This window comes from Streptomyces sp. NBC_00234 (assembly GCF_036195325.1).
In the GTDB taxonomy this organism is placed as follows: Bacteria; Actinomycetota; Actinomycetes; order Streptomycetales; family Streptomycetaceae; genus Streptomyces.
In genome coordinates this window covers 6,234,799-6,256,301 of sequence record NZ_CP108101.1, presented here as the reverse complement: position 1 = coordinate 6,256,301, position 21,503 = coordinate 6,234,799, and the positions used below count along the sequence as shown (strand labels likewise).

21 protein-coding genes are annotated in these 21,503 nt (G+C 72.1%); 9 read left to right on the top strand and 12 right to left on the bottom strand.

Annotated elements, in window-relative coordinates; genetic code table 11:
* The first annotated feature begins 139 nt into the window (after window positions 1-139).
* A complete protein-coding gene (locus OG230_RS27555; protein WP_185297793.1) occupies window positions 140-586 on the top strand; it encodes an adenylyltransferase/cytidyltransferase family protein in 447 nt (148 codons plus the stop codon).
* On the opposite strand, the gene OG230_RS27550 is transcribed toward OG230_RS27555, so the two are convergent.
* On the bottom strand, window positions 555-1,289 hold the full coding sequence (locus OG230_RS27550; protein ID WP_328906414.1) for a CDP-alcohol phosphatidyltransferase family protein: 735 nt from the start codon (window positions 1,287-1,289) through the stop codon (window positions 555-557). The two genes, OG230_RS27555 and OG230_RS27550, sit on opposite strands and share 32 nt — an antisense overlap.
* A 174-nt stretch (window positions 1,290-1,463) precedes the next feature.
* Here OG230_RS27550 and OG230_RS27545 point away from each other — a divergent pair, with 174 nt between their 5' ends.
* Window positions 1,464-1,955: a DUF6069 family protein gene (locus OG230_RS27545; RefSeq protein ID WP_328906413.1), complete on the top strand. Its 492-nt coding sequence runs from the start codon at window positions 1,464-1,466 to the stop codon at window positions 1,953-1,955.
* Here the strand turns inward: OG230_RS27545 and OG230_RS27540 are convergent.
* Window positions 1,949-2,758: a helix-turn-helix domain-containing protein gene (locus OG230_RS27540; protein WP_328906412.1), complete on the bottom strand. Its 810-nt coding sequence runs from the start codon at window positions 2,756-2,758 to the stop codon at window positions 1,949-1,951. The two genes, OG230_RS27545 and OG230_RS27540, sit on opposite strands and share 7 nt — an antisense overlap.
* A gap of 280 nt (window positions 2,759-3,038) precedes the next feature.
* Here OG230_RS27540 and OG230_RS27535 point away from each other — a divergent pair, with 280 nt between their 5' ends.
* Window positions 3,039-3,185, top strand: a complete 147-nt coding sequence (locus OG230_RS27535) for a hypothetical protein (RefSeq protein WP_328906411.1) — start codon at window positions 3,039-3,041, stop codon at window positions 3,183-3,185.
* 169 nt (window positions 3,186-3,354) lie between these two features.
* Window positions 3,355-4,419 (top strand): cupin domain-containing protein, encoded by a 1,065-nt coding sequence (locus OG230_RS27530; RefSeq protein ID WP_328906410.1) that lies wholly within the window; start codon window positions 3,355-3,357, stop codon window positions 4,417-4,419.
* A gap of 37 nt (window positions 4,420-4,456) precedes the next feature.
* Here the strand turns inward: OG230_RS27530 and OG230_RS27525 are convergent, their stop codons facing one another.
* Window positions 4,457-6,298: a S9 family peptidase gene (locus OG230_RS27525; protein ID WP_328906409.1), complete on the bottom strand. Its 1,842-nt coding sequence runs from the start codon at window positions 6,296-6,298 to the stop codon at window positions 4,457-4,459.
* A gap of 86 nt (window positions 6,299-6,384) precedes the next feature.
* Here OG230_RS27525 and OG230_RS27520 point away from each other — a divergent pair, with 86 nt between their 5' ends.
* The gene (locus tag OG230_RS27520; RefSeq protein ID WP_328906408.1) at window positions 6,385-8,550 is read left to right on the top strand and encodes an ABC transporter ATP-binding protein; all 2,166 of its coding nucleotides are present in this window, start codon (window positions 6,385-6,387) and stop codon (window positions 8,548-8,550) included.
* A gap of 44 nt (window positions 8,551-8,594) precedes the next feature.
* Here the strand turns inward: OG230_RS27520 and OG230_RS27515 are convergent, their stop codons facing one another.
* On the bottom strand, window positions 8,595-9,761 hold the full coding sequence (locus OG230_RS27515; RefSeq protein ID WP_328906407.1) for a sensor histidine kinase: 1,167 nt from the start codon (window positions 9,759-9,761) through the stop codon (window positions 8,595-8,597).
* 11 nt (window positions 9,762-9,772) lie between these two features.
* On the bottom strand, window positions 9,773-10,426 hold the full coding sequence (locus OG230_RS27510; RefSeq protein WP_328906406.1) for a response regulator transcription factor: 654 nt from the start codon (window positions 10,424-10,426) through the stop codon (window positions 9,773-9,775).
* A 249-nt stretch (window positions 10,427-10,675) separates the two neighbouring features.
* Between OG230_RS27510 and OG230_RS27505 the strand changes: the two genes are divergently transcribed.
* From OG230_RS27505 to OG230_RS27490, 4 genes are read left to right on the top strand one after another with little or no spacing between them, the layout of a single operon-like run.
* Window positions 10,676-11,185 (top strand): hypothetical protein, encoded by a 510-nt coding sequence (locus OG230_RS27505; RefSeq protein ID WP_328906405.1) that lies wholly within the window; start codon window positions 10,676-10,678, stop codon window positions 11,183-11,185.
* Window positions 11,186-11,188: 3 nt separating this feature from the next.
* Window positions 11,189-12,403, top strand: a complete 1,215-nt coding sequence (locus tag OG230_RS27500) for a peptidoglycan-binding protein (RefSeq protein WP_328906404.1) — start codon at window positions 11,189-11,191, stop codon at window positions 12,401-12,403.
* Window positions 12,400-13,149: an ABC transporter ATP-binding protein gene (locus OG230_RS27495; protein WP_328906403.1), complete on the top strand. Its 750-nt coding sequence runs from the start codon at window positions 12,400-12,402 to the stop codon at window positions 13,147-13,149. Before OG230_RS27500 ends, OG230_RS27495 begins: the two co-directional genes overlap by 4 nt.
* A complete protein-coding gene (locus tag OG230_RS27490) occupies window positions 13,146-14,348 on the top strand; it encodes an ABC transporter permease (protein WP_328906402.1) in 1,203 nt (400 codons plus the stop codon). Before OG230_RS27495 ends, OG230_RS27490 begins: the two co-directional genes overlap by 4 nt.
* Window positions 14,349-14,366: 18 nt before the next feature.
* Here OG230_RS27490 and mnhG read toward each other — a convergent pair whose 3' ends face one another.
* The 7 genes from mnhG to OG230_RS27455 form a co-directional block, all read right to left on the bottom strand.
* The gene (mnhG, locus tag OG230_RS27485) at window positions 14,367-14,720 is read right to left on the bottom strand and encodes a monovalent cation/H(+) antiporter subunit G (protein ID WP_328906401.1); all 354 of its coding nucleotides are present in this window, start codon (window positions 14,718-14,720) and stop codon (window positions 14,367-14,369) included.
* The gene (locus tag OG230_RS27480; protein ID WP_328906400.1) at window positions 14,717-15,058 is read right to left on the bottom strand and encodes a monovalent cation/H+ antiporter complex subunit F; all 342 of its coding nucleotides are present in this window, start codon (window positions 15,056-15,058) and stop codon (window positions 14,717-14,719) included. The genes mnhG and OG230_RS27480 overlap by 4 nt, the downstream gene beginning before the upstream one ends.
* Window positions 15,055-15,684, bottom strand: coding sequence for a Na+/H+ antiporter subunit E (locus tag OG230_RS27475; protein ID WP_328906399.1), 630 nt, complete (start codon window positions 15,682-15,684; stop codon window positions 15,055-15,057). The genes OG230_RS27480 and OG230_RS27475 overlap by 4 nt, the downstream gene beginning before the upstream one ends.
* Window positions 15,681-17,336: a Na+/H+ antiporter subunit D gene (locus OG230_RS27470; protein ID WP_328906398.1), complete on the bottom strand. Its 1,656-nt coding sequence runs from the start codon at window positions 17,334-17,336 to the stop codon at window positions 15,681-15,683. Before OG230_RS27470 ends, OG230_RS27475 begins: the two co-directional genes overlap by 4 nt.
* Entirely contained in the window at window positions 17,333-17,953 is a 621-nt protein-coding gene (locus OG230_RS27465) for a Na(+)/H(+) antiporter subunit C (protein ID WP_328906397.1), read from the bottom strand. Before OG230_RS27465 ends, OG230_RS27470 begins: the two co-directional genes overlap by 4 nt.
* Complete coding sequence (locus OG230_RS27460; RefSeq protein ID WP_328906396.1) at window positions 17,950-20,850, bottom strand: Na+/H+ antiporter subunit A; 2,901 nt, start codon at window positions 20,848-20,850, stop codon at window positions 17,950-17,952. The genes OG230_RS27465 and OG230_RS27460 overlap by 4 nt, the downstream gene beginning before the upstream one ends.
* Before the next feature lie 154 nt (window positions 20,851-21,004).
* Window positions 21,005-21,436: a (4Fe-4S)-binding protein gene (locus OG230_RS27455; protein WP_328906395.1), complete on the bottom strand. Its 432-nt coding sequence runs from the start codon at window positions 21,434-21,436 to the stop codon at window positions 21,005-21,007.
* Window positions 21,437-21,503 lie beyond the last annotated feature (67 nt).

Genomic DNA, 21,503 nt, shown 5'->3' with positions numbered 1-21,503 from the left:
CCCCCCGGAACAGCCACTGCTCCCCCCAAGGAACAGCCCCGGGTTCGAGCTTATCCGTTCACGGCCTGCACAAGTGTTCTTCACAGTAAGGTCGTTGGAGATCTACACCGATACCGATATTTCCGGGGGGAGACAGCGGATGGTGCACAGAGTCGGATATGCGCCGGGAGTGTACGACTTGTTCCATGTCGGACACCTGAACATCCTGCGGCACGCGCGCAGTCAGTGCGACTACCTGGTCGCCGGGGTGGTCTCCGACGAGATGGCCGCTCTTGCCAAGGGCCACAAGCCGGTGATCCCTCTGCCCGAGCGGCTGGAGATCGTCCGGAGCGTCCGCTTCGTGGACGCCGCGTTCGTCGAGACCGTGCCGGACAAGGTCGAGACCTGGCAGCAGGTCCGGTTCGACGTGATCTTCAAGGGCGACGACTGGCGGGGCACGGAGAAGGGGCTCCGGCTGGAGCGCGACTTCGCCGAAGTCGGCGTGGAGGTCGTCTACTTCCCGTACACCGTGCACACGTCCAGCACCCAGCTGCGCCGGGCGCTGGACGTCCTGGTCAGCCCGCCCGGAGCGCTGTCAGCTCCCTGAACCACTTGCCGAGGAACGCCACGAGGAACAGTGCGTGCACGGCGGCGAGCACGGCGTACCCGACCAGGAAGGCGTCGGGTGCGCCGGACAGCAGGAACACGAGGCAGAACACCCCGTAGTCCGCCGGCAGGAGCGCCACGGCCCGCACCCGGGAGACCGGGGCCGCCGCCCCGTCCGCCGGGGCCGGGCGGGCCGCGGCTGCCGCCTTGCCGAGCTGCTCGCGGAGCAGTCCCGCGCAGAAGGTCAGCACCGCGACGAACAGAAAGCCGAGCGGCAGCAACAGCCACCCCTCGGACGGCAGTTCGCCGAAGCGGTAGAACGAGACCAGTACGGCCGTGTGGACCAGGATCATCTTCGCGCAGTCGACGACATGGTCCAGCCATTCACCGTCGGGGCCGCCCCTGCCGGTGAGCCGGGCGAGCTGGCCGTCCGCCGAGTCGAAGGCGAAGCCGACCGCGAGCCCCGCCCAGACGGCCAGGCCGAGCGCCCACGAGGGTTCGGCGAGAGCGACCGCCAGGATCGCGGCGAAGGTGAACGCCGCGCTGATCAGGGTGACTTGGTTGGGTGACAACCCCGCCCGGTAGGCCCCCGCCGCCAGCACCCGCCCTGCGGGCCGGTTCACATACCGCGAGTACAGCGATACGCCCTTGGCCGTCTTCTGCGCGCCGCGCAATGCGCGCAGCGCCGTACCTGTGCTTCCCATACGCCCCCCAGCGTCCAGCGGTGTCCGCATCATGGCACGCGGAGATCCCTCCCGTGGGCGCTGTTCGCCATTGGGCCGCCCGGGCCCTCTCACCCGTACGGACCGGCTCCGCTCGCGCTCCCCCGTCACGCGTTCCACGATCGGAATTCGGTTACCAAAGGGGAGACACCGGCCGTGGACGAACAGCACAGGTACGGGCAGCCGCAGCAGCAGACCGGCTACTACCGCCCGGAGCCGCGCAGGCCGCGCGTGGACGCCGGCCGGCTGTGGGCGGGCGGCGTGATGACCGCGGTCGTCGCCGCGCTGACCGCCGTGGTCGGGGTGCTGCTGGTACGCGGCGTGCTGGGCGTGCCCGTCTTCGCGCCCGAGGGCGACGGCATGATGGGCGACGCGTCGACCGGGCTGCTGGCGATGGGGGCCGCGCTGGCGGCACTTGCCGCCACCGGGCTGCTGCATCTGCTGATGCTGGCGACGCCGCAGCCGGGGACGTTCTTCGCCTGGATCATCACGCTGGCGACGGCGGTGCTGGTGCTGCTGCCGTTCACCACGTCCCTTCCCATGGACGCCAAGATCGGCTCGGCGACGCTGTATCTCGTGATCGGGATCGCCATCGGCTCGCTGCTGACCGCCGCGGCGCGCAGCGCGGCCCGTGGAGACGGCTACTGACCAAGGCTCCGTGACTGCCTGACGGTTCCACTGCCGACCGACCTCCCCTCAGGGGCTCTTTCGGTCAACGAGCAGACCAGCCTGGCGAGTTCGGGAGCCCGCGGAAGGGCGGAACCGGCCCGGTACATAGTTGACGCGGGGTGCGGGCCGGGCTGCGCGAACAGGCTGACGGACGGCGTGCGGAACACCCGTACGCCGCCGGGCCGTCCCGGTGCGGCTGCCCGGTCCACCGGAAGCTCGGGCGGGCACAGCGCGCAACTCCCGGTGTCCGGGCCGGCCTCCGCCGCCAGAACGCCCAGGGCCCGGTCCAGCCGGTCCACCAACTCCCGTGCGGCGCCGAGCAGATCCTCCAGCCACTCCTCCCCCGGCGCAGCCCGGACGGACGGCTCCCCGCCCCGGGCGGCCCCGCCGGACGCCTCGCGTACCGGGGTGGCCGGGTGGCCGGGGCCGGCCAGGAATCCGTTGCGTACGAGCACCCGGTGCACGGTCGTCCGCGAGGGCGGCTTCCCGACGCCGAGCCGGTCCAGTGCTGCCCTCAACCGCTGAGCGCCCCAGTCCGGGTGCTGCTCGCGCAGGGAGCAGATCAGCGCCTCCACGGTGGCGTCGAGGCGCGCCGGGCTGGCGTGCGGTCGCTGCGAGCGGTCGGCGAGCCCGGCGTCGCCCGCCGTGCCGTATCTCCTGCGCCAGTTGTGGAGTGTCTGACGCGAGACGCCGTTGCGCCGTGCGACGTCGGACACCGGGTCACCCGACAGCACCGACAGCACCGCCCGGCGTCGCTGCTCTGGACTCGCGTGACGACTCACCGATCCGCCTCCTCCGTGTGGGGTCCCGCCACCGGTTTAGACGATCACACGTTTCAACGATGTCTCCGCCCGCCCGGACGCACGTGAAATTTGTCCCGGAACGCCGCGTAAAAAATGTCATGGAAATTCTTACCCACCGGCCCTGGACGGGTAGGGAAGCGAATTGGACAGGTCACGGCACGGCGTTGACACCGACCGTTCGGACTGACCAATATCGAGCCGCCCCGGAGCACTCGTTCCGGGCTGCTGGATGACACCGCTCGAAGACACGGGAGGGAAAATGGAAGACCGCAGTTCATTGCATTCGGATGAAATCGAGGTCGCACCGTCGCCGATCGCGACGCCGGATTTCGTGATCTCGGACAACGACCCCACCGACCCGGTGCTGGTCATTTCGGACAATGACCCGTCCGACCCGGTGATCTGACCTGATGGCCGTGGATCACGGCGGGTGGAAGGCTGCGCCCCAGGCGCAGCCTTCGCTCGGCCTCTCCGGTCTCCTGTCCCCCTTCGACGCCCTGGACTTCAAGCGTGAATTCTGGGAGAAAAAGCCCCTCGTCATCCATCGTGACGATCCTGATTACTATGCCGACCCCTTGACGTTCCGCGATGTCGACCACATTCTTTCGACGTCCAGTGTGCGTTCCTCGGAACTCAAGGTCGTGGTCAACGGGCAAGAGATTCCGCTGGTGGAAATGGCGGCCTCCGGACCCGGCGGACCGAGCAACGGTCTCGAAGTTCTCTACGACCTCTATCGCAAGGGGTCGACTGTTGTCTTCAAGTTCCTGCACGAGCGGTGGGAGCCGCTGGGGCGGCTGTGCCGGAAGCTGTCGGGCGAGTTCAGTGCCGGCTTCCAGGCCAACGCCTATCTGACACCGGCGGGTGCGCAGGGACTGACGAGTCACTACGACACCCATGACGTCTTCGTGCTCCAGGTGTGGGGCTCGAAGCGCTGGCGGCTGTACGAATCGCCGGACGTGCTGCCCTTGCAGAACCGGCACTACCGGCGGCCCGCGGACGGGCCCGGGGCCCCGGTGCGGGAGTTCGATCTGAAAGCCGGCGACCTGATGTACATGCCGCGGGGCACCGTGCACGACGCGACCTCCAACGAGGAGGCGTCCCTGCACATCACGCTCGGCGTGCTGCCGGTGCTCTGGTCGACGGTGCTCAAGGACGCGCTGGACCAGGCGATCGAGAGCGATCCGCGCTACCGGCGATCACTGCCGCCCGGCTTCGCCCTCGATCCCGGACTCCGCGAGGAGGCCGCCGCGGCTCTGGCCGGACTGCTCACCTCGGTCGCGACGGCGGTCCAGCCCGCGGACCTCGTCGAGCGCGCGGCGAGCCGGGCGCTGGTCGGACGGCAGCCGGTACTCGACGGCCATCTGCTGGACCTGGAGGGGCTGCGCACCATGGGCCCGGACACCCAGGTCCGGCGCAGGGCCGAACTGCTGTGGTCGCTGTCGCACGACGGCTCCGGACTCAGCCTGGAGTTCCACGGCAAGGTCGTCCGGCTCCCCGCACGCATCGAACCGGAGCTGCGCTATCTGCTCGCCGCCGAGACGGCGTTCACCGCACGGCAGGTGACCGGCGCGCTGGATGTGGAGGGCCGGCTCGTCCTGGTCCGCCGACTGGTGCAGGAAGGTCTGCTCACGCTCGTCTGAGGTCGTACCGCGGGTGTCCGGGACCGGCCGCCCGCGGTCAGACCTCCTCGTACCGGCCGCCGAGGTGCCGGGCAAGGAACCGTTCGGCCGCCGCGTAGAACGCCAGTCGATTCCGGGGCCGCACGAAGCCGTGCCCCTCGTCGGGAAAGAGCAGGTACTCATGCGGGACGCCGTTGCGCCGCAGCGCGGCCACCAGCTGCTCGGACTCCTCGCTCCGCACCCGCGGGTCCCTCGCCCCCTGGCCGATCAGGAGCGGAACGCGGATGCGGTCCGCGACGGACAGCGGAGACCGGGACCGCAGGAAATCGCGCTCCGTCTCGGGCGAGCCGACGCGACGGCGCAGCATGGCCGCCATCGGACCCCAGGTGACGGGTACGGATTCGATGAAGGTGGTCAGCGAGGACGGGGCGGCCACCGCGACCGCGCAGCGGTAGTCGTCGGGGGTGAACGCCGCTGCGACGAGCGCCGCGTACCCCCCGTACGAGCCGCCGTACACGGCGACCCGGTCCGGGTCGGTGTGGCCGAGCGCGACGGTGTGCCGGACCGCGTCCTGGAGGTCGTCCTGCATCCGGCCGCCCCACTCGCGGTCGCCCGCGTTGGTGAACCGCTTGCCGTAGCCGGTGGAGCCGCGGAAGTTGACCTGGACGCACAGGTAGCCACGGTTGGCCAGCCACTGGGCCTCCGACCGGTAGCCCCACAGATCTCGGGTCCAGGGTCCGCCGTGGACGCACAGCACGGCGGGCAGCGGCCGGTCGGCACCGGGCGGGAAGGTGAGGTAGCCGTGCACCCGCAGTCCGTCGCGGGCGCGGAACGAGAAGGGCTCCACCCGGGCCAGCCGGTGGCCGTCCAAAGCCGGGAGGTGGCTGAACAGGAAGTCGGTCCGGCCCGTTTCCCGGTGCAGGACGCGATAGCCGGCCGGCCGGTCGTCGGCGTTGTGCTGCACCAGCCAGTGCCGGTCCGCCAGGTCCCTGCCGAGCACGGTGACATCCCCGCGAGCGGCGGCCCGCAGCACCTCGAAGTCGGCGGCCAGGGACGGGTCCAGCACCTCGATGTCGTTGCGTTCGCGCCGTACGAGGACGAACTGGGGCAGCCCGGTGACCGGGTGCACGCCGACCCCTTCGATGTCGTACTGCGGGTCCTCGTAGAGGACTTCGGACTCCCCTGTCACGGTGTCGAGCCGCAGGAGCCTCGCGGTGTCGGAGCCCAGCGAGGAGAACAGCAGCAGATGGCGGCCTCCCGTGGTGAATCCGAACGGCCGCAGCGCCGGGGCGTCCTCCTGGCCGACGCGGTGCAGTACCCGCCACGGGGCGTCCTCCTCCGCGCGGACGAGCAGCACGGCGGAGCCGTCCTCCTCCGCACGGACCGCTCCGCGTACCCGCAGCCGGTCGTCGGCCACCCAGCGGGTGAACCCCTCGTCACGGGCGGCGAGTTCGAGCTTCCCGGTGGCCGGGTCGAGCCGGTAGGCGTCGTGCCGGGACCGGTCGCGGAGGTTGAGGCCGATCAGGACCCGGTCCGGGAAGCGCGGGTCGATGGCGACGATGCGGGCCTGCACCCCCTCGTACGGGGTGAGGTCGCGGACCGGCTCCCGCCCCGCCGGATCGGCGACGTACAGGTGGGTGTTCTCGTCCCCGTCGCGGTCCTGCACGTACAGCAGGCCCCGGCCGTCGCCGGACCAGGCGAAGGCCCGCACGCCGCGCCCCGTGTCCGCCGTCACCGGCCGGAAGTCCCGTTCCCGCCAGGGTCCCGCGTGCACGTTGAGGACGCCCCGGCCGTCCGGGGCGAGATGGGCGAGGAACCGTCCGCAGGGCGAGAGCGACGGGCTCATCCGGTCCGGGTTCCCGAAGAGCACGGCGCGCGGGATGAGCGGGGGCTGAGTCATGGGCGGGCCCGTCCTGTCCTGGTCGTGGATGCGTGGGCGGTGGTACGGAGTCCGGTACACGGCGCCGGAGAGGGAGGGACGTCCTGATGGAGCAGGTGGTGTTCACGGCGCGCGGTGCAGCGTCGACGGGGGGCAGCGGCCTCACCGGGCCCGCCGACTTCCCCGAGCCGGAGGCTCCGCGCCCGCCGCGCGGCGTACGGGCGCGGCTGCGCCGGACGGCCCGTTCGGCGGCCGACACGGTGCTGGGTCTGGGCCGGGTGATCGCCCTGGTGTGGCGGGCAAGTCCGCTGCTGACCACGGCACTCGGGGTGGCGACCGTGCTGATCGGGCTGGTTCCCGCCGCCGTGGCGATGACCGGCCGGCTGCTGGTGAACACGGTGGTCGAGGGCGCGGCCATCCACTCCGGCGACCGGCCGGACCGGATCGGCCTCGACCTTCCACTGCCCGGTACCACCCTGCATCTGCCGGTGCTCACCACGGTGGGGGCGCTGACCGTGCTGGCGGGGCTCCAGTTCGCGATCTACGCCCTCAGCGCGCTGGCCACCGCGGTGCGGAGCATCGCGCAGCAACTGCTCCAGGAGAAGGCGTCCCAGAGCGTGCAGCTCCAGGTCATGGAGCACGCGGGCCGGCTGCCGCTGGCCTTCTTCGAGGACTCGCGTTCGTACGATCTGCTGCGCCAGGCCCAGCAGGAGGCGTCGACCCGCCCCGTCACCATGATCGGCGGGGCCTTCCACCTGCTCCAGATGGGGGTGACGTTCCTGAGCATGGTCGGGCTGCTCTTCGGCCTCGGGCCCGTCGTCGCCCTGGCCGCGCTGCTCGCCCCGGTGCCCGCGTTCGTCTCCGATTCCCGCTACAGCATGCGCAGTTTCATGGTGACGCTCTGGTCCTCGCCGATCCGTCGCCGCATGGAGTACCTGTCGCGGCTGCTGTCCACGGACGCGTACGCCAAGGAGGTCAAGGTCTACGGCCTCGGCCCGTTCCTCACGGAGCGCTTCCGGCTCCTGGGCGCGACCGCCTACCGGGGGCTGCGCCGGGTCGTCGTCGCCCGCTATCTCATGGGCAACGCATGGTCGACGCTGACCACCCTGGTCGGTTCGCTGACCTTCCTGTACGTCGCGGTGCAGGCGGCCCAGGGGCGGCTCAGCCTGGGTGACCTGATCCTCTACACCTCGGCCGCGACCTCGGTACAGGCGTCCATCCAGGGGATCTTCAGCGGTGTCAGCAGCATGTACGAGAACAATCTCTATCTGCGCAAGCTGTACGAACTGCTCGCCGTCCCCACGCACGCCCCGCCGGCCGGGGCGGATTCGGGCCGGCCGACGGCCCCGATGCCCTCGCCGCTGCTCGGCCATGTGGTGCTGGAGAACGTGACGTTCAGCTATCCGGGTGCCGACCGCCCGGCCCTGTCGGGTCTCAGTCTGGACATCCCGCCAGGCACCACCCTCGCGGTCGTCGGCCGCAACGGTGCCGGGAAGTCGACGCTGATCAAGCTGCTGTGCCGGCTGTACGAGCCCGACTCGGGGCGCATTCTGCTCGACGGCACCGACATCAGGGAGCTGGACCCGGACGAGCTGCGGCGCCATGTCGCCGCCATGTTCCAGGACTTCGTCTCCTACCAGGCCAGTTTCGCGGAGAACATCGGGCTGGGCGACATGAACCGGGCCGAGGACCGGGACCGCATCGCGGAGGCGGCCCGGCGCGGCGGGGCGGCGCCGCTCGCCGAACGTCTTCCCCTGGGGTACGACACCGCGCTCGGAAAGTGGTTCGACACCGGGGTGGAGCTGTCCGGCGGGGAGTGGCAGAAGGTCGCCCTCGCGCGGGCGTTCATGCGCGACGCCCCGCTGCTGGTCCTGGACGAGCCGACGTCCGCGCTCGACGCCGAGGCGGAGCACGAACTCTTCGCGCGGCTGCGGGAGCTGGCCCACGGGCGCACCACGGTGTACATCTCGCACCGCTTCTCCACCGTGCGGCACGCCGATCTGATCCTGCTGATCGAGGACGGCCGTCCGGCCGAGCAGGGCACCCATGACGAGCTGATGCGGCTGGGCGGCTCGTACGCCCGGCTCTTCGCGCTCCAGGCGTCGGCGTACACCTCGGACAGCGGTGCGTCCGCCGGGGAGAACGGGGCGGGGAGCCCCGGTGGCGTAGCCGGCGGAGCCAACGGAGCCGCTGCCGGCGCCAAGGCCGCCGCCATCGAGGCCGCGCTCGCCGCGAAGGGGCCGGGCAACGGCCACCGGGCCCCGGGCCGGTAGGTGTCCCGGCCGCCGTCGCCGGTCTCCGCCTCGCCCGTTCCCGCTCATGCCGGCAACGGCTGGGGGGCGGCGGGGGTTGCGGCTCTCGTGGCCAGCCGGACACGGACCTCCAGTCCGCCGCCGGGCAGTGCGTCCAGTTCGACCGTCCCGCCGTGCGCCTGCGCGATCGAGCGGACGATGGACAGGCCGAGGCCGGCTCCGGAGCCCGCGCGGCTGAGGCGCCGGAACGGTTCGAGCAGTCCCGGTACCTCCGCCGGCGGGACGAGGGCGCCGGTGTTGCGGACGACGAGCCCGCCCCGCGGCGAGGTGGTCAGCGAGAGGGTGCCGTCCGGCACGTTGTGACGGACGGCGTTCTGGACGAGGTTGGAGACGAGTTGGTGCAGCAGCACCGGATCACCGACGACCGGCAGGGGCCGCAGGTCGAGTTCCACCCGCAGGCCGGCATCGGCGGCGGCCGGGCGCCACTGGCCGACGGCCTCCGCTGCCACGCGCGCCACGTCGACCGATTCGTGCCGGTCCAGGCCCCGGTCGCTGGTGGCGAGGGTGAGCAGCCCCTCGATCAGACGCTCGCTGCGCCGGTTCGTCTCCAGCAACTCCTCCTGGATACGCGGCAGATCGTCCGGACCCGCCCGGCCCAGCCGGATCTGGATCGCGGCCCGCTGCACGGCGAGCGGGGTGCGCAGTTCGTGGGACGCGTTGGCCACGAAGCGGCGCTGTGCGTCGAACGCCGCGTGCAGCCGGTCCATCAGCGCGTCGAAGGTGTCGGCGAGATCCTTGAGCTCGTCGTCCGGGCCCGCCAGCGAGATCCGCTCATGCAGGTTGGCGGCGGACAGCCGCTGCGCGGCGGCCGTGATCGTGTGCAGGGGGCGCAGCACCCGCCCCGCGATCCACCAGCCCAGCGCCACGGAGACGAGCAGCATCACGACGAGGGCTATCAACGACATCAGCAGCAGTTGTTCCAGCGCGCTGTCGCGCAGCCGCGAGGCGACGGCGGCGAGCTGACTGGGGGTGAGTCTGGTGACGGCGCCGGAGGGAAGTTCGCTCTTCGGTACGACGAATACGGTCGTCGCGCCGATCCGCTCCCGGAACAGGATGTACGTGAGACCCAGCAGCAGCAGTCCGGTGACGGAGAACAACGCGCTGTAAAGGGCGGTCAGTTGGAGCCGTACCGAGCGCCTGCGGCGGCGCGGGGGTGCGGTGGGTTCCGGCATCGCGAGCTCCTTCAGATCCGGTAGCCACTACCCGGCACGGTCTCGATCACCGAGGGTTCGCCCAGTTTCGCTCGGAGCTTGCTCATCGTGATCCGTACCGCGCTGGTGAACGGGTCGGCGTTCTCGTCCCAGGCCCGCTCCAGCAGCTCCTCGGCGCTGACCACCGTGCCGTCGGCCGCCAGGAGCACTTCGAGCACGGCGAACTCCTTGGGAGAGAGGCGCAGGTAGCGGCCGTCACGGAACGCCTGCCGTCGCGGCATGTCGAGCGTGACTCCGGCCCGTTCCAGGACGGGCGGCACCGCCCGGGTGGCGCGGCGGGCCAGCGCCTGGACCCGTGCCACCAGTTCCGGATACTCGAACGGCTTGGCGAGATAGTCGTCGGCGCCGAGGGCGAGGCCCCCCACCAGGTCGCCGGTCTGCCCGGCAGCGGTGAGCATCAGGATGCGGGTACGGGCGGGAGAGGCGACGACCTGCCGGCAGACGTCGTCGCCGTGCGTGCCGGGCAGGTCGCGGTCGAGGACGAGGACGTCGTAGTCGTTGACGAACAGCCGCTCCAGGGCCGCGTCACCGTCCAGGGCGACATCGACCGCCATCCCGTACTGCCGCAGGCCCTCCGCGACCAGTTCGGCGAGCATCGCCTCGTCCTCCGCCACCAGCACCCGCATCCGCGTCCCCTGTCCACCCGTGTCATCGGAACCTCCGTGATACCCGTCCCGGTGTTTCGCCACCGTATGCACGGTCGGAGACGGCGGCGCAACCACGCCCTCGGTACATCTGTGCAGGCACCGGCAGCCGCCGGGGCCGTGCGGAGCCCCGCAGGGGCGAGGAAGGGACGGAGCACAGTGGCAGTCATCACTCAGGGAACGGCATCGGGGCGGGCAGCCGGGCGGCGCGGACGAGGACGGGTGCGGGCGATGGCCCTGGCCGCGGTACTGACGCTGGCGTGCGCCGCGTGCGGCGGCGGCTCCGGCTCACCCGACGTCGCGAGTGCCGGGAACGATCCGGAGAAGACCTCGTCGGCCTCTGCGGCTCCCACCGGCAGCCGTCAGGACCAGCTCGTGGCATTCGCCGGGTGCATGCGGGAGAACGGCGTGGAGATCCCCGACCCGGCCCCGGGCGAGGAGAACGTACAGCTCCCGGCGGGCACCAAGGGCGACAGCAGGACGCAGGCCGCGCTCGCCGAGTGTCAGCGGCTGCTCGGCGGCGGGGCGAAGGACGGCACCGACAGCACGGCCCAGGACCGGGCCGTCGAGCTGGCGGAGTGCCTGCGGGGCAAGGGACTGGATGTCGCGGACCCCGAACCGGGCAAGCCGCTCCAGCTGAGCGGGGCCGCGGGCAGCCCCGAGGCGCGCGAGGCGATCACCGCCTGCCGGTCGGCCGTCGGAGCGGGCGCGGGCACGGCCTCGCCCTCGGCCGGGGGGTGACGGATGAGCAACGAGGCCGGACAACTGCCCGGTACGGACGTCTTCACGGCCGGGCCGCCTGGAGCGGGCCACGGCTACGTGCCGGCGCCGTCGACGGGCACCGATGACATCGAAGGCTCCGAGGACGAGCGTCCCCCGCGCCGGCGGCGCCGGCCGGTCGTCCTCGTCACGGCCGCGCTCGTCGTCCTGGCGGCGGGCGGCGGGGCCGTCGGCCTCCTCGGCAGGGACGACGACTCCGCGTCGGGCGCCGCCACCACCCGCACCGCGACGGCCACCGTGACCCGGACGGACCTGGTCCAGACACAACGGGTCGACGGCACACTCGGGTACGACGGCCGGTACACCGTCGCGGGCACCGGCCGCTCCATGGTCACCTGGCTGCCCGACGTGGGTGACACCCTGGAGCGCGGCGACCGGGCGTACGCCGTGGAAGGGATCTCCGTACCGCTGTTCTACGGCGGCACACCGCTGTTCCGTGAGCTGTCGTCGGGCGTCGCGGACGGCCCCGACGTACGGGTGCTCAAACGCAACCTCAAGAAGCTCGGCCACGGCGACGAGCTCGCCGACGACGACCACTACTCACCGGGCACCGCCGACGCCGTACGCCGCTGGCAGGACGCGCTCGGCCGCGAGGAGACCGGCACGGTCTCGCCCGGCGACGCGCTCGTCGAGCCGGGCCCCGTGCGGGTGACGGAGACGCTCGGCATCATCGGCGCCCCCGCGGAGGGCCCCCTGCTCACGCTCTCCGGTACGGAACGGATCGTCACCGTCGACATGCCGGTCGCGCAGCAGCAGCTCGCGCGGAAGGGCGCCACCGTCCGCATCGAGCTGCCGGGCGGGGCGAGCACCGAGGGCGAGGTCACCCGGGTCGGCACCGTCGCCCGCGCCCCGCAGAGCGGCGACCGCAGCGAGAACGCCGCCGGTGACACGGCCACGCGCGACGCCACGATCGCGGTCCGGGTCACCCTCTCCCGCCCCGGGGACGTCGGTGCGCTGGACGGCGCCCCGGTCTCCGTCGACTTCACCAGCGACCGCCGTGAAGACGTGCTGGCCGTCCCGGTCCCGGCCCTGCTGGCGCTCGCCGAGGGCGGGTACGCGGTCGAGACGCCGGGGGGCCGGCTGGTTCCCGTGCGGCTCGGGGCGTTCGCCCAGGGCAAGGTCGAGGTGTCCGGCAGCGGACTGGCCGAGGGCATGCGGGTGGAGGTGCCGCGCACATGAGCGACGCAGGCGCGGCGCGTCCGAGCGGGGCGGGCGCGGGCGACGACGCCCCGGTGATCAGGCTGGAGGCGGTCTCGAAGTCCTATCCGGGCGGGGTGCGGGCCTTGCGCGAGGCGAGTCTCGACGTACGGTCCGGTGAACTCCTGGCCGTGGTCGGGCGTTCCGGTTCCGGTAAGTCGACCATGCTCCATCTGATGGGCACCCTGGACCGGCCGTCCAGCGGCCGGGTGCTGCTGCGCGGCCACGACGTGGCCGGACTGAGCGACCGGAAGCTGTCGGCCGTCCGTGCGCGCTGGATCGGCTTCGTGTTCCAGCAGTTCTTCCTCTCCCCCGGCCGGTCCGCCGTCGACAACGTCGCCGAGGGCCTGCTCTACCACGGCATCACGGCGCGCAGGCGGCGCACGCTCGCGATCGCCGCCCTGCGCCGGGTGGGCCTGGGCCACCGGCTCTGGCATCAGCCGCACGAGATGTCCGGGGGCGAGCGACAGCGGACCGCCATCGCGCGGGCCGTCGCCATCCGCCCCTCGGTGATCCTGGCCGACGAGCCGACCGGGAATCTGGACTCGGCGGCCGGCGCGGGTGTTCTGTCGCTGCTGCGGGATCTGAACGCACAGGGAACCACCATCGTCGTGATCACGCACGACTCCGCTCTCGCGGACCAACTCCCGCGCAGGGTCGAGCTGCTGGACGGCCGCATTCGCGAGGACTCGGCCACGGAACCCCCGGTGCGGGAGGTGTCCCGGTGAATCCCTCCGAACTCCCCCCGTCGGTCAGGCTGTTGCCCGCCGACATCCTGCGCGTCGGCCTGGTCGGCATCCGCAGCCGGCCGACCCGGGCGGTGCTGTCCGCGCTGGGCATCGCCATCGGTATCGCGGCGATGGTCGCGGTGCTCGGGATCAGCAACGCCGGCCAGGCCGATCTGATGAACCGGATCAGCCGCCTGGGCACCAATCTGCTGACCGTGTCCCCCGGCCGCGACCTGTTCGGACAGGACGCCGAACTTCCCCTGAACGCGGTGGAGATGGTCGAACGGATCGGACCGGTCGAGTCCGTCACGGCCACCGGCCAGCTGTCCGGAGTCACGGTGCGCCGCACCGACCGCATCGATCCGCTGGCCGGGGGCGGCATCGGGGTGGCCGCGGCCCGTGACGACCTGCTGGCGACCGTCGGCGGCACGGTCAGGGACGGCAGCTTCCTCAACGGGGCGACCGGGCGCTATCCGGCGGTCGTGCTCGGCTCGGTGGCCGCCGAACGTCTGGGCATCGACCGGACGGGGCGTCAGGTGTACATCGGAGAGCGCTGGTTCACCGTGACCGGGCTGCTCCAACCGGTCGCGCTCGCACCGGAGATCGACAGGTCCGCACTCGTCGGCTGGGAGGCCGCCCGCACCCTGTTCGCCTTCGACGGGCATCCGACCACGCTCTACGAACGCTCCGCCGACGAGTCGGTCGAGGCGGTCCGCGGGGTCCTCGCCGCCACGGCCAACCCGCAGAGCCCGCAGGACGTGCGGGTGAGCCGGCCGTCCGACGCCCTGGAGGCGCAGCTGGCGGCCAAGTCGGCCTTCACCTCGCTGTTCCTGGGGCTGGGCGCGGTCGCGCTGCTCGTCGGTGGTGTCGGGGTGGCGAACACCATGGTGATCTCGGTCCTGGAGCGCCGCCCGGAGATCGGTCTGCGCCGCTCGCTGGGAGCGGCGCGCGGCCAGATCCGGCTGCAGTTCCTCGCCGAGTCGGTGGCCCTGTCGGGTTCGGGGGGCGCGGTCGGCGTACTGCTGGGCGCGCTGATCACCGCGGGCTGGTCGGTGGCCCAGGGCTGGCCCGTCGTCATGCCGACCGGCGTACTGCTGGCGGGTGTCGGCGCAGCCGCCCTGATCGGCACGGTGGCGGGCCTGTATCCGGCCTCGCGCGCGGCCCGCCTCACCCCGACGGAGGCGCTGAGTACGGTCTGATGCCGGGCGTCCGCCCGGTCAGCGCTCCTCGGTCAGCTGCTCGTCCAGCTCGTCGAAGAGCAGCTGTTCGTGGTCGATCTGGCCCGTGCGGTAGGCGGAGCGGGCCACCAGGTGGGCGGCGACCGGGCCGGTCATCATCTGGAAGAAGACGATCAGGCCGAGCGTGGCCAGGTCCATGCCGCTGCGCAGCCGCAGCCCGACCCCGATCAGCACGAGCAGCATGCCGAGGGTCTGCGGCTTCGTCGCGGCATGGCTGCGCGACAGGACATCGGGCAGCCGCAGCATGCCGATGACGCCGAGCAGACAGATCGCCGCGCCGAGGAGGACCAGCACGGCGCCGGTGGTGTCGACGATCTGGAGCCAGAGGCTCATCCGGTCCCCTCCTTCGTTCCGGCGGGAGCGGGAGGCGGAGGAGTCCCGTGGCGCACCGGCCGGTCGCGTACGGCGATGAAGCGGGCGATGCCCACCGAGCCGGTGAAGCCGAGGAAGGCCAGCACCATCATGATGGGGAAGTAGTACGGGTCCCTGGAGAAGGCGGACTTGGCGCCGAGGCCCGCGATGATCAGGGCGGCGCACACATCCAGCGCGATGGCCCGGTCGAGCATGGAGGGTCCGCGCCGGATGCGGATCAGGAGCAGCATCCCGGCGACGACGATCATCACGACGGCGGCCGTCATCAGGACCCGGTCGACGGTCTCGGGAGCGCTCATGCCGTATCCCTCCCGGGGCCGGGGCGTGTGGTTTCGGGCGGTGGTGCTCCGACGCGGGCGATCTCGTCGGGGGTGCCGAAGGCCCGTACCGTCAGCTCCTCCATGCGCCAGACGGAACGTCTCGCCGCGTCCAGTGCGGCGGGCCGGTCCGCGTCGAGTACGTGCAGGAAGACGGTGGCCGTCGCGCGGCGCACCTCGACGATGGAGCCGCCCGGCACGTTGGACACGGCGACGGCGGTCGCGGCGAGCATCAGATCGCTGCGGCAGCGCAGCGGGACGCCGATGACGGCGGCCTGGTGGGCCTCCCCGTCGAAGATCTGCCGGGTGACGCGCACCCCCGAGGTGTACATGTCGTAGAGCAGGTACGCGGCGAGGCAGAGGATGCCCCACGGGTGCAGCCTCAGGCCGAGGTCGACCCTCGGCAGCGGGAAGGCCAGACACACGGCCACCGACACGACGAGCCCGGTGATGACGTTCGCCCAGCTCAGCGTGGACCAGAGCAGCACCCAGATGAGGGTGAGCCAGGCGATCAGCGGGAGGTCGAGCACGCGCCGACGCTCGCCGAACTCGCAGCTGAAGGGCGGGAGTTCCTTGTTGCGGTAGGACAGGGTGAGCATCCGCTTCACCGGCCGAGCACCTCCTGGACGTAGGGGGTCCGTGCGAGGAGTTCGGCCGCCGCCCGGTCGGTGTACGAGGTGAGCGGTCCGGCGAGCACGGTGAACGCCAGCCCGAGGGCGACGGCTCCCGCGGTCGCGGCCGTCATCGTGTGCGGCAGCCGGGTCGTGGTGGTGACCGCCCGTCCGTGCAGGGTGGCCGCCACGGCGCGGCCGGCCGGCTGGTAGCGCCCCCGCACTCCCTCGTCACCGGTGCCCGGCATCCGGTCGGGGCCCGCGTCGGCATCGTCGTCGTCGGAGTCGTCGTCGGACTCCAGGACCGTGCCGTCGGCCGCCTGACCGGGCGGGGCGGCCCGCCAGAACGCCAGGTTCCAGACCTTGGCCATCACATAGAGCGTCAGCAGACTGGTCAGCACCGACCCGGCCACCAGGATCCAGGCCAGGACGCTGCCGTCGGCGACACCGGCCCGCATCAGGCCCAGCTTCCCGATGAACCCGGACAGCGGCGGGATACCGGCCAGGTTCATCGCGGGCACGAAGAAGAGGACGGCGAGCACCGGGGCGGCCCTGGCGATGCCGCCGATCCGGGTGAGTTCCGTGGTGCCGGTGCGGCGTTCGATGAGCCCCGCGACGAGGAACAGCGTCGTCTGCACGGTGATGTGGTGGGCGACGTAGAAGATCGCGCCGCCGTACGCCTCCAGGGTGGCGAGACCGATACCGAAGACCATGTAGCCGATGTGGCTGATGAGGGTGAAGGAGAGCACCCGCTTCAGGTCGGTCTGGGCGACGGCGCCCAGGATGCCGATGACCATGGAGGCGAGCGCGGCCACCATCAGCAGGTTCCCGAGCCGGTTGCCGGGGAAGAGCAGGGTCTCCGTACGGAGCATGCAGTAGACGCCCACCTTGGTGAGGAGGCCGGCGAAGACGGCGGTGACGGGGGCGGGCGCGGTGGGGTAGGAGTCGGGCAGCCAGGCGGCGAGGGGGAACACCGCGGCCTTGACGGCGAAGACGGTGAGCAGCATGACGTGGATCAGCGTCTCCACACCGAGCGGGAGGTCGGTCATCCGGCCGGCCAGCTGGGCGAAGTTGGCGGTGCCCGTCGCGGCGTACGTCGCGGCGATGGCGATCAGGAACAGCATCGACGAGAACAGCGAGATGATCACGTAGGTGGAACCCGCGCGGACGCGGGGCCCTGTGCCGCCCAGGGTGAGCAGGACGAAGCTGGCCACGAGCATGATCTCGAAGCCGACGTAGAGGTTGACCAGATCCCCGGCGAGGAAGGTGCAGGAGACCCCTGCGACGAGGATCAGGTAGGCGGGGTGGAAGACGGCCACGGGGGTCTCCTCGTCCCGGTCGGCCATGCCCTGGCCGAGGGAGTAGACCAGCACGCAGAGCGTGACGGCCGAGGAGACGGTGAGCATCAGCCCTGACAGCCGGTCGGCGACCAGGGTGACGCCGAGCGGCGGGGCGAAGTCGCCGAGGTGGACGGAGAGCGGACCGTAGCGGTCCGCCGCGATCATCAGGGCGACCGAGAGCGCGAGCACCGCGCTGAGCACGGTGACGCTGATGATGCGCTGGAAGCGTTTGAGGCGGGTGCCGAAGGCGAGGCTGAGGCCGGTGGCGCAGAGCGGCAGCAGCACCGGCAGCGGGACGAGCGTGTTCATCCGGTGGCTCCTGGGTCGGGTCGGTCGGGGGCGGCACCCTGCTGCCCGGCCTGCTCGGCCGCGTAGTCCTCCGGGTCGGCGCCGAGCACGTCGTGCCAGAGGTTGCCCGAGGCGTCCCGGCCGCGGGCCTGCAGCGCACGGTCGGCGCGCAGCTTCGCGCGCAGGCGCCGGTGCTCCTCCCGGTAGCGGGCGCGCTCCCCCGGGGTGGGCTCGGCACCGTCGCGGAACTCCGCGCGCAGCTGGGCCCGTTGCCCCATCACCTCGGTGCGCAGGGCGATGCGCCGGTCCTCCAGGTCGTCGTGGACCTCGTCGGTGCCGGTCAGCTGGTGGCTGCGGTACGCCATGGCCAGGAGGAACGCGGTGGTGGCGAGGGTGATGACGATGGCGGTGACCGCGATGGCCTGCGGCAGCGGGTCGGTGACCTGGTACAGGGGGACGCCGTAGAGCAGGGGCTCCCGGCCGGCCGATCCGCCGGCGGCGAGGACGAGCAGGTTGATGCCGTTCCCGGCGATCACGGCGCCCAGCAGGATGCGGGTGAGCGGCCGGGTGAGCATCAGGATGCCGCCGACCGCGCAGAGCACCACGGCGGGGACGAGGAGCGAGGCGCTGACGGTCATCGGCCGGTGCCTCCCGCCGGGCTGTCCGCCGGGGCCAGGGCGAGGGCGGCCCGTTCGATCTGCCGGTCGATCTTGGCGCCGAGTGCGCGCACGATGTCCAGCACCACTCCCAGGACCAGCAGGTAGACGCCGAAGTCGAAGAGCACCGTCGAGCCGAGGTGGTAGTCGCCGAACACGGGCAGGCGGCCGTGGTACGTCCAGGCGAGCAGCACCGTGCCCTTGGCGAGACCGAGCAGCGCGACCCCGGTGGAGATGACCAGGCCGAGGCCGGTGAAGAGGCCGGGCTGGAGCGGCGCCGCCTCGGCCAGTTCGAACCGGCCACCCGCCAGATAGCGGGTGATGAGGGCGACCCCGGCGACGAGCCCGGCGACGAATCCGCCGCCCGGCATGTTCTCGGCGCAGAACAGCAGGTACACGGACAGGATCAGGATGGGGTGGAAGAGCAGCCGCGCCACCACTTCGAGGACGACGGAGCGGTGTTCGGGCGCGAGCGTCGCCCCGGCGGCCAGCCAGCTCCGTTCGGGGGCCGCCTCGTCGCCCTGGGGCAGTCCGGTCAGCCGGGAGGCGGACAGCGACCAGGCCGTGCGGCCCTGCGGCTCCCGCGGCGACGCCGGTCCCTCGCTGCGGCGGTGCCGGTAGATCAGGCTGGTGACCCCGACGGCCGCGGCGGCGAGCACGGCGGACTCCCCCATCGTGTCCCAGGCGCGCAGGTCGACGAGGATGGTGGCCACGACGTCCTTCAGCCCGTGGTCGGCGGCCTCCTCGACCATCGCGGCGCCCGCCGGTTCCGCGGTGCGTGCCGCTGCCGCGACCCAGAGGACCACGCCGACGGTCGCCGCCGCCGCGAGCGCGAGCGGAATGCGCACGGCCCGCCGCCAGGTACTGACCGACTCCTCGAAGCGCACCGGCAGCCTGCGCAGGACAAGGACGAACACGACCATCGACACGGTCTCGACGCAGAACTGGGTGAGTGCCAGGTCGGGCGCTCCCTGGACGACGAAGAGCAGCGCGGCGCCGTAGCCGGTCAGTCCCGCCAGGACCACGGCCTTCATCCGGCGGCTCACCGTCAGACAGAACAGGGCGGCGCCGCAGGTCAGCACCGCCACGGCGCCCTGGAGCGGCACGTCCCACAGCCGCGGTGCGGGCGCCCCGCGCCAGGGCCGGTCGGTGGCGAGGACGGCCAGTTGTCCGGCCAGCACCACCGCCAGGGTGGTGGCCAGGTAGACGGAGAGCGAGCCGCGCTGGACGAAGCCGGTGACCTGGAGGGCCAGGCGTTCCAGGCCGAGGAGGAGATGGCCGAAGACGCTGTCCGCCGTGGGCCACGCGATCCGCCGGGAGATCCGGGTGACGGTGGAGCGCCGCGCGAAGAGCACGGCACCGCCCGCCCAGGCGAGCGCCGACAGGAGCAGAGCCGTGCCGAAGCCGTGCCAGAGGGCGAGGTGGTACGGGTGCGCGGTGGGCGGGAAGGTGTCCGCGTACGCGGCGAGGAGCCGGTCGGTCCAGCCGACGCCGGGGCCCAGCACGAGCCCGCAGAGCGCGAGGAAGGCGGGCGGCGCGAGGAAGGCCGCGCCGACCCGGTGTACGGGGGTGTCGGCGACGCCGGGCTTGCGGGCGAAGGCCCCCCAGACGAACCGTACGGTGTACGCGGTGGTCAGCGCCGAGCCCACGACCGTGGCGGCCAGCGCCCACCGGTCCGCCGTGTCTCCGTTCAGCAGGGCTTCGAAGGCCGCCTCCTTGGCGGCGAAGCCCAGCATCGGGGGAAGCGCCGCCATGGAGGCGGCGGCGAGCACGGCCACGGCGCAGACCTGGGGCAGCGCCCGGCCGACGCCGGAGAGTCTTCGCAGATCGCGCGTGCCCGTGGCGTGGTCGACGATGCCGGTCACGAGGAACAGCGGGGCCTTGAACAGGGCGTGCCCCAGGATCATGACGGCGGCGGCGAGTGCCGCGTCGCGGTAGCCCGCTCCGGCGAGCACGGTGAGGAAGCCGAGCTGGCTGACGGTTCCGTAGGCGAGGACGAGTTTCAGGTCGTGCAGGCGCAGGGCGCGCCAGCCGCCGAGCAGCATGGTCGCGGAGCCGAGCACGAGCACGACGGGCTGCCAGACCGGGACGTCGGCGAAGCCGGGCGCGAGGCGCGCCACCAGGTAGATCCCGGCCTTGACCATCGCGGCGGCGTGCAGATAGGCGCTGACCGGGGTGGGCGCGGCCATCGCGTTCGGCAGCCACAGGGAGAACGGCCAGATCGCGGACTTGGACAGGGCGCCGCACAGCACCAGAACCACGGCGACCGAGACGGCGAGCGTGGGTTCGGGCGGATCGGCGACGATCGTGGAGATCCGGTAGGTGCCCGCCGCCTGACCGATGATCAGGAAGCCGACGAGCATCGCGAGGCCGCCGAACGTGGTCACGGTCAGGGCCTGGAGCGCCGAACGGCGGTTGTGCTTGTGCTCGCTGCCGTATCCGATGAGCAGGAAGGAGAAGACCGTGGTCAGTTCCCAGAACACATAGAGCGTGATCAGGTCGTCGGCGAGGACGAGGGCGAGCATGGCGCCCGCGAAGGCGAGCAGGTTCCCGGCGAATCCGGCCAGGCCCGGGGCGTCGTCGGCGAAGTACGACGCGCAGTAGAGCAGGACCAGGGTGCCGATGCCGGCCGCGAGCAGCACCATGAGTTCGGCGAGTGCGTCCAGCCGCAGGGCCACCGTGACGTCGTACGCCGGGATCCACTGCCACGCCCAGGTGACCGATCGCCCGTCGGCGGCGCCGTCCCACCGGAAGGCCGCCCAGACCGTCGCGGCGGCCGGGGGCAGCGCGAGCACGAGGAACGCCCGTCTGCCGAGCCGGCGCACCAACGGGCCCGCGCAGGCCGCCAGTACGAAGTGGCAGACGATCAGCGCGGTCATGAAGCGGGGTCCTGGGCGGGTTCCGGGGCAAAGGGCACTGATTACAGATATATCGCCCAGCCCTGTTCACCCGTACGCCGCGCCGCGCCCGCCCCGGTTCGAGTCCGCTTCCGGTTCGGTTTCCGTCTGCCGTCCGGGGCCCGTGCGGGGAGGGTCAAATGTGCCGGGCGCAGTCCCCGCTGTGGTCGCAGTACGGGGTGTTCCCGGTCCTGCCGCAGCCGCACAGCATCACCCGGGTCTCCCGGCGGGGACCTTCGGGGGTGGCCACTTCGAGGTCTCCGCGCAGGTGGAGTACGCCGTCGGAGTGGAGGGACACCTGCGTCGGCACATCGGGGACCTCGTCCGGGAGGCCGTCGCTGCGGCGGTACTGGAGGGCACCGCTGGGACAGCGGTGGATGACCTCGGCGATCTCGTCGGCGGAGGCGTCCCCCGGCACGATCCACGGCTTGCGCCCCACCTCGAAGACGGACGGCAGCCCCCGTACGCATTCGGCCGCGTGCAGGCAGCGGTGGGCGTCGTAGCTGACGGTGATGCCTTCACCGTCGTACGACCTGGTCGCAGGGGGCGGGGGCGGTTCGCTGGTCACCGCGGATCTCCTGGGGCGGCTCGTGGGGGCTCCGTGCTCCGCACTTCCGTACGGACCCTTCCAGCCT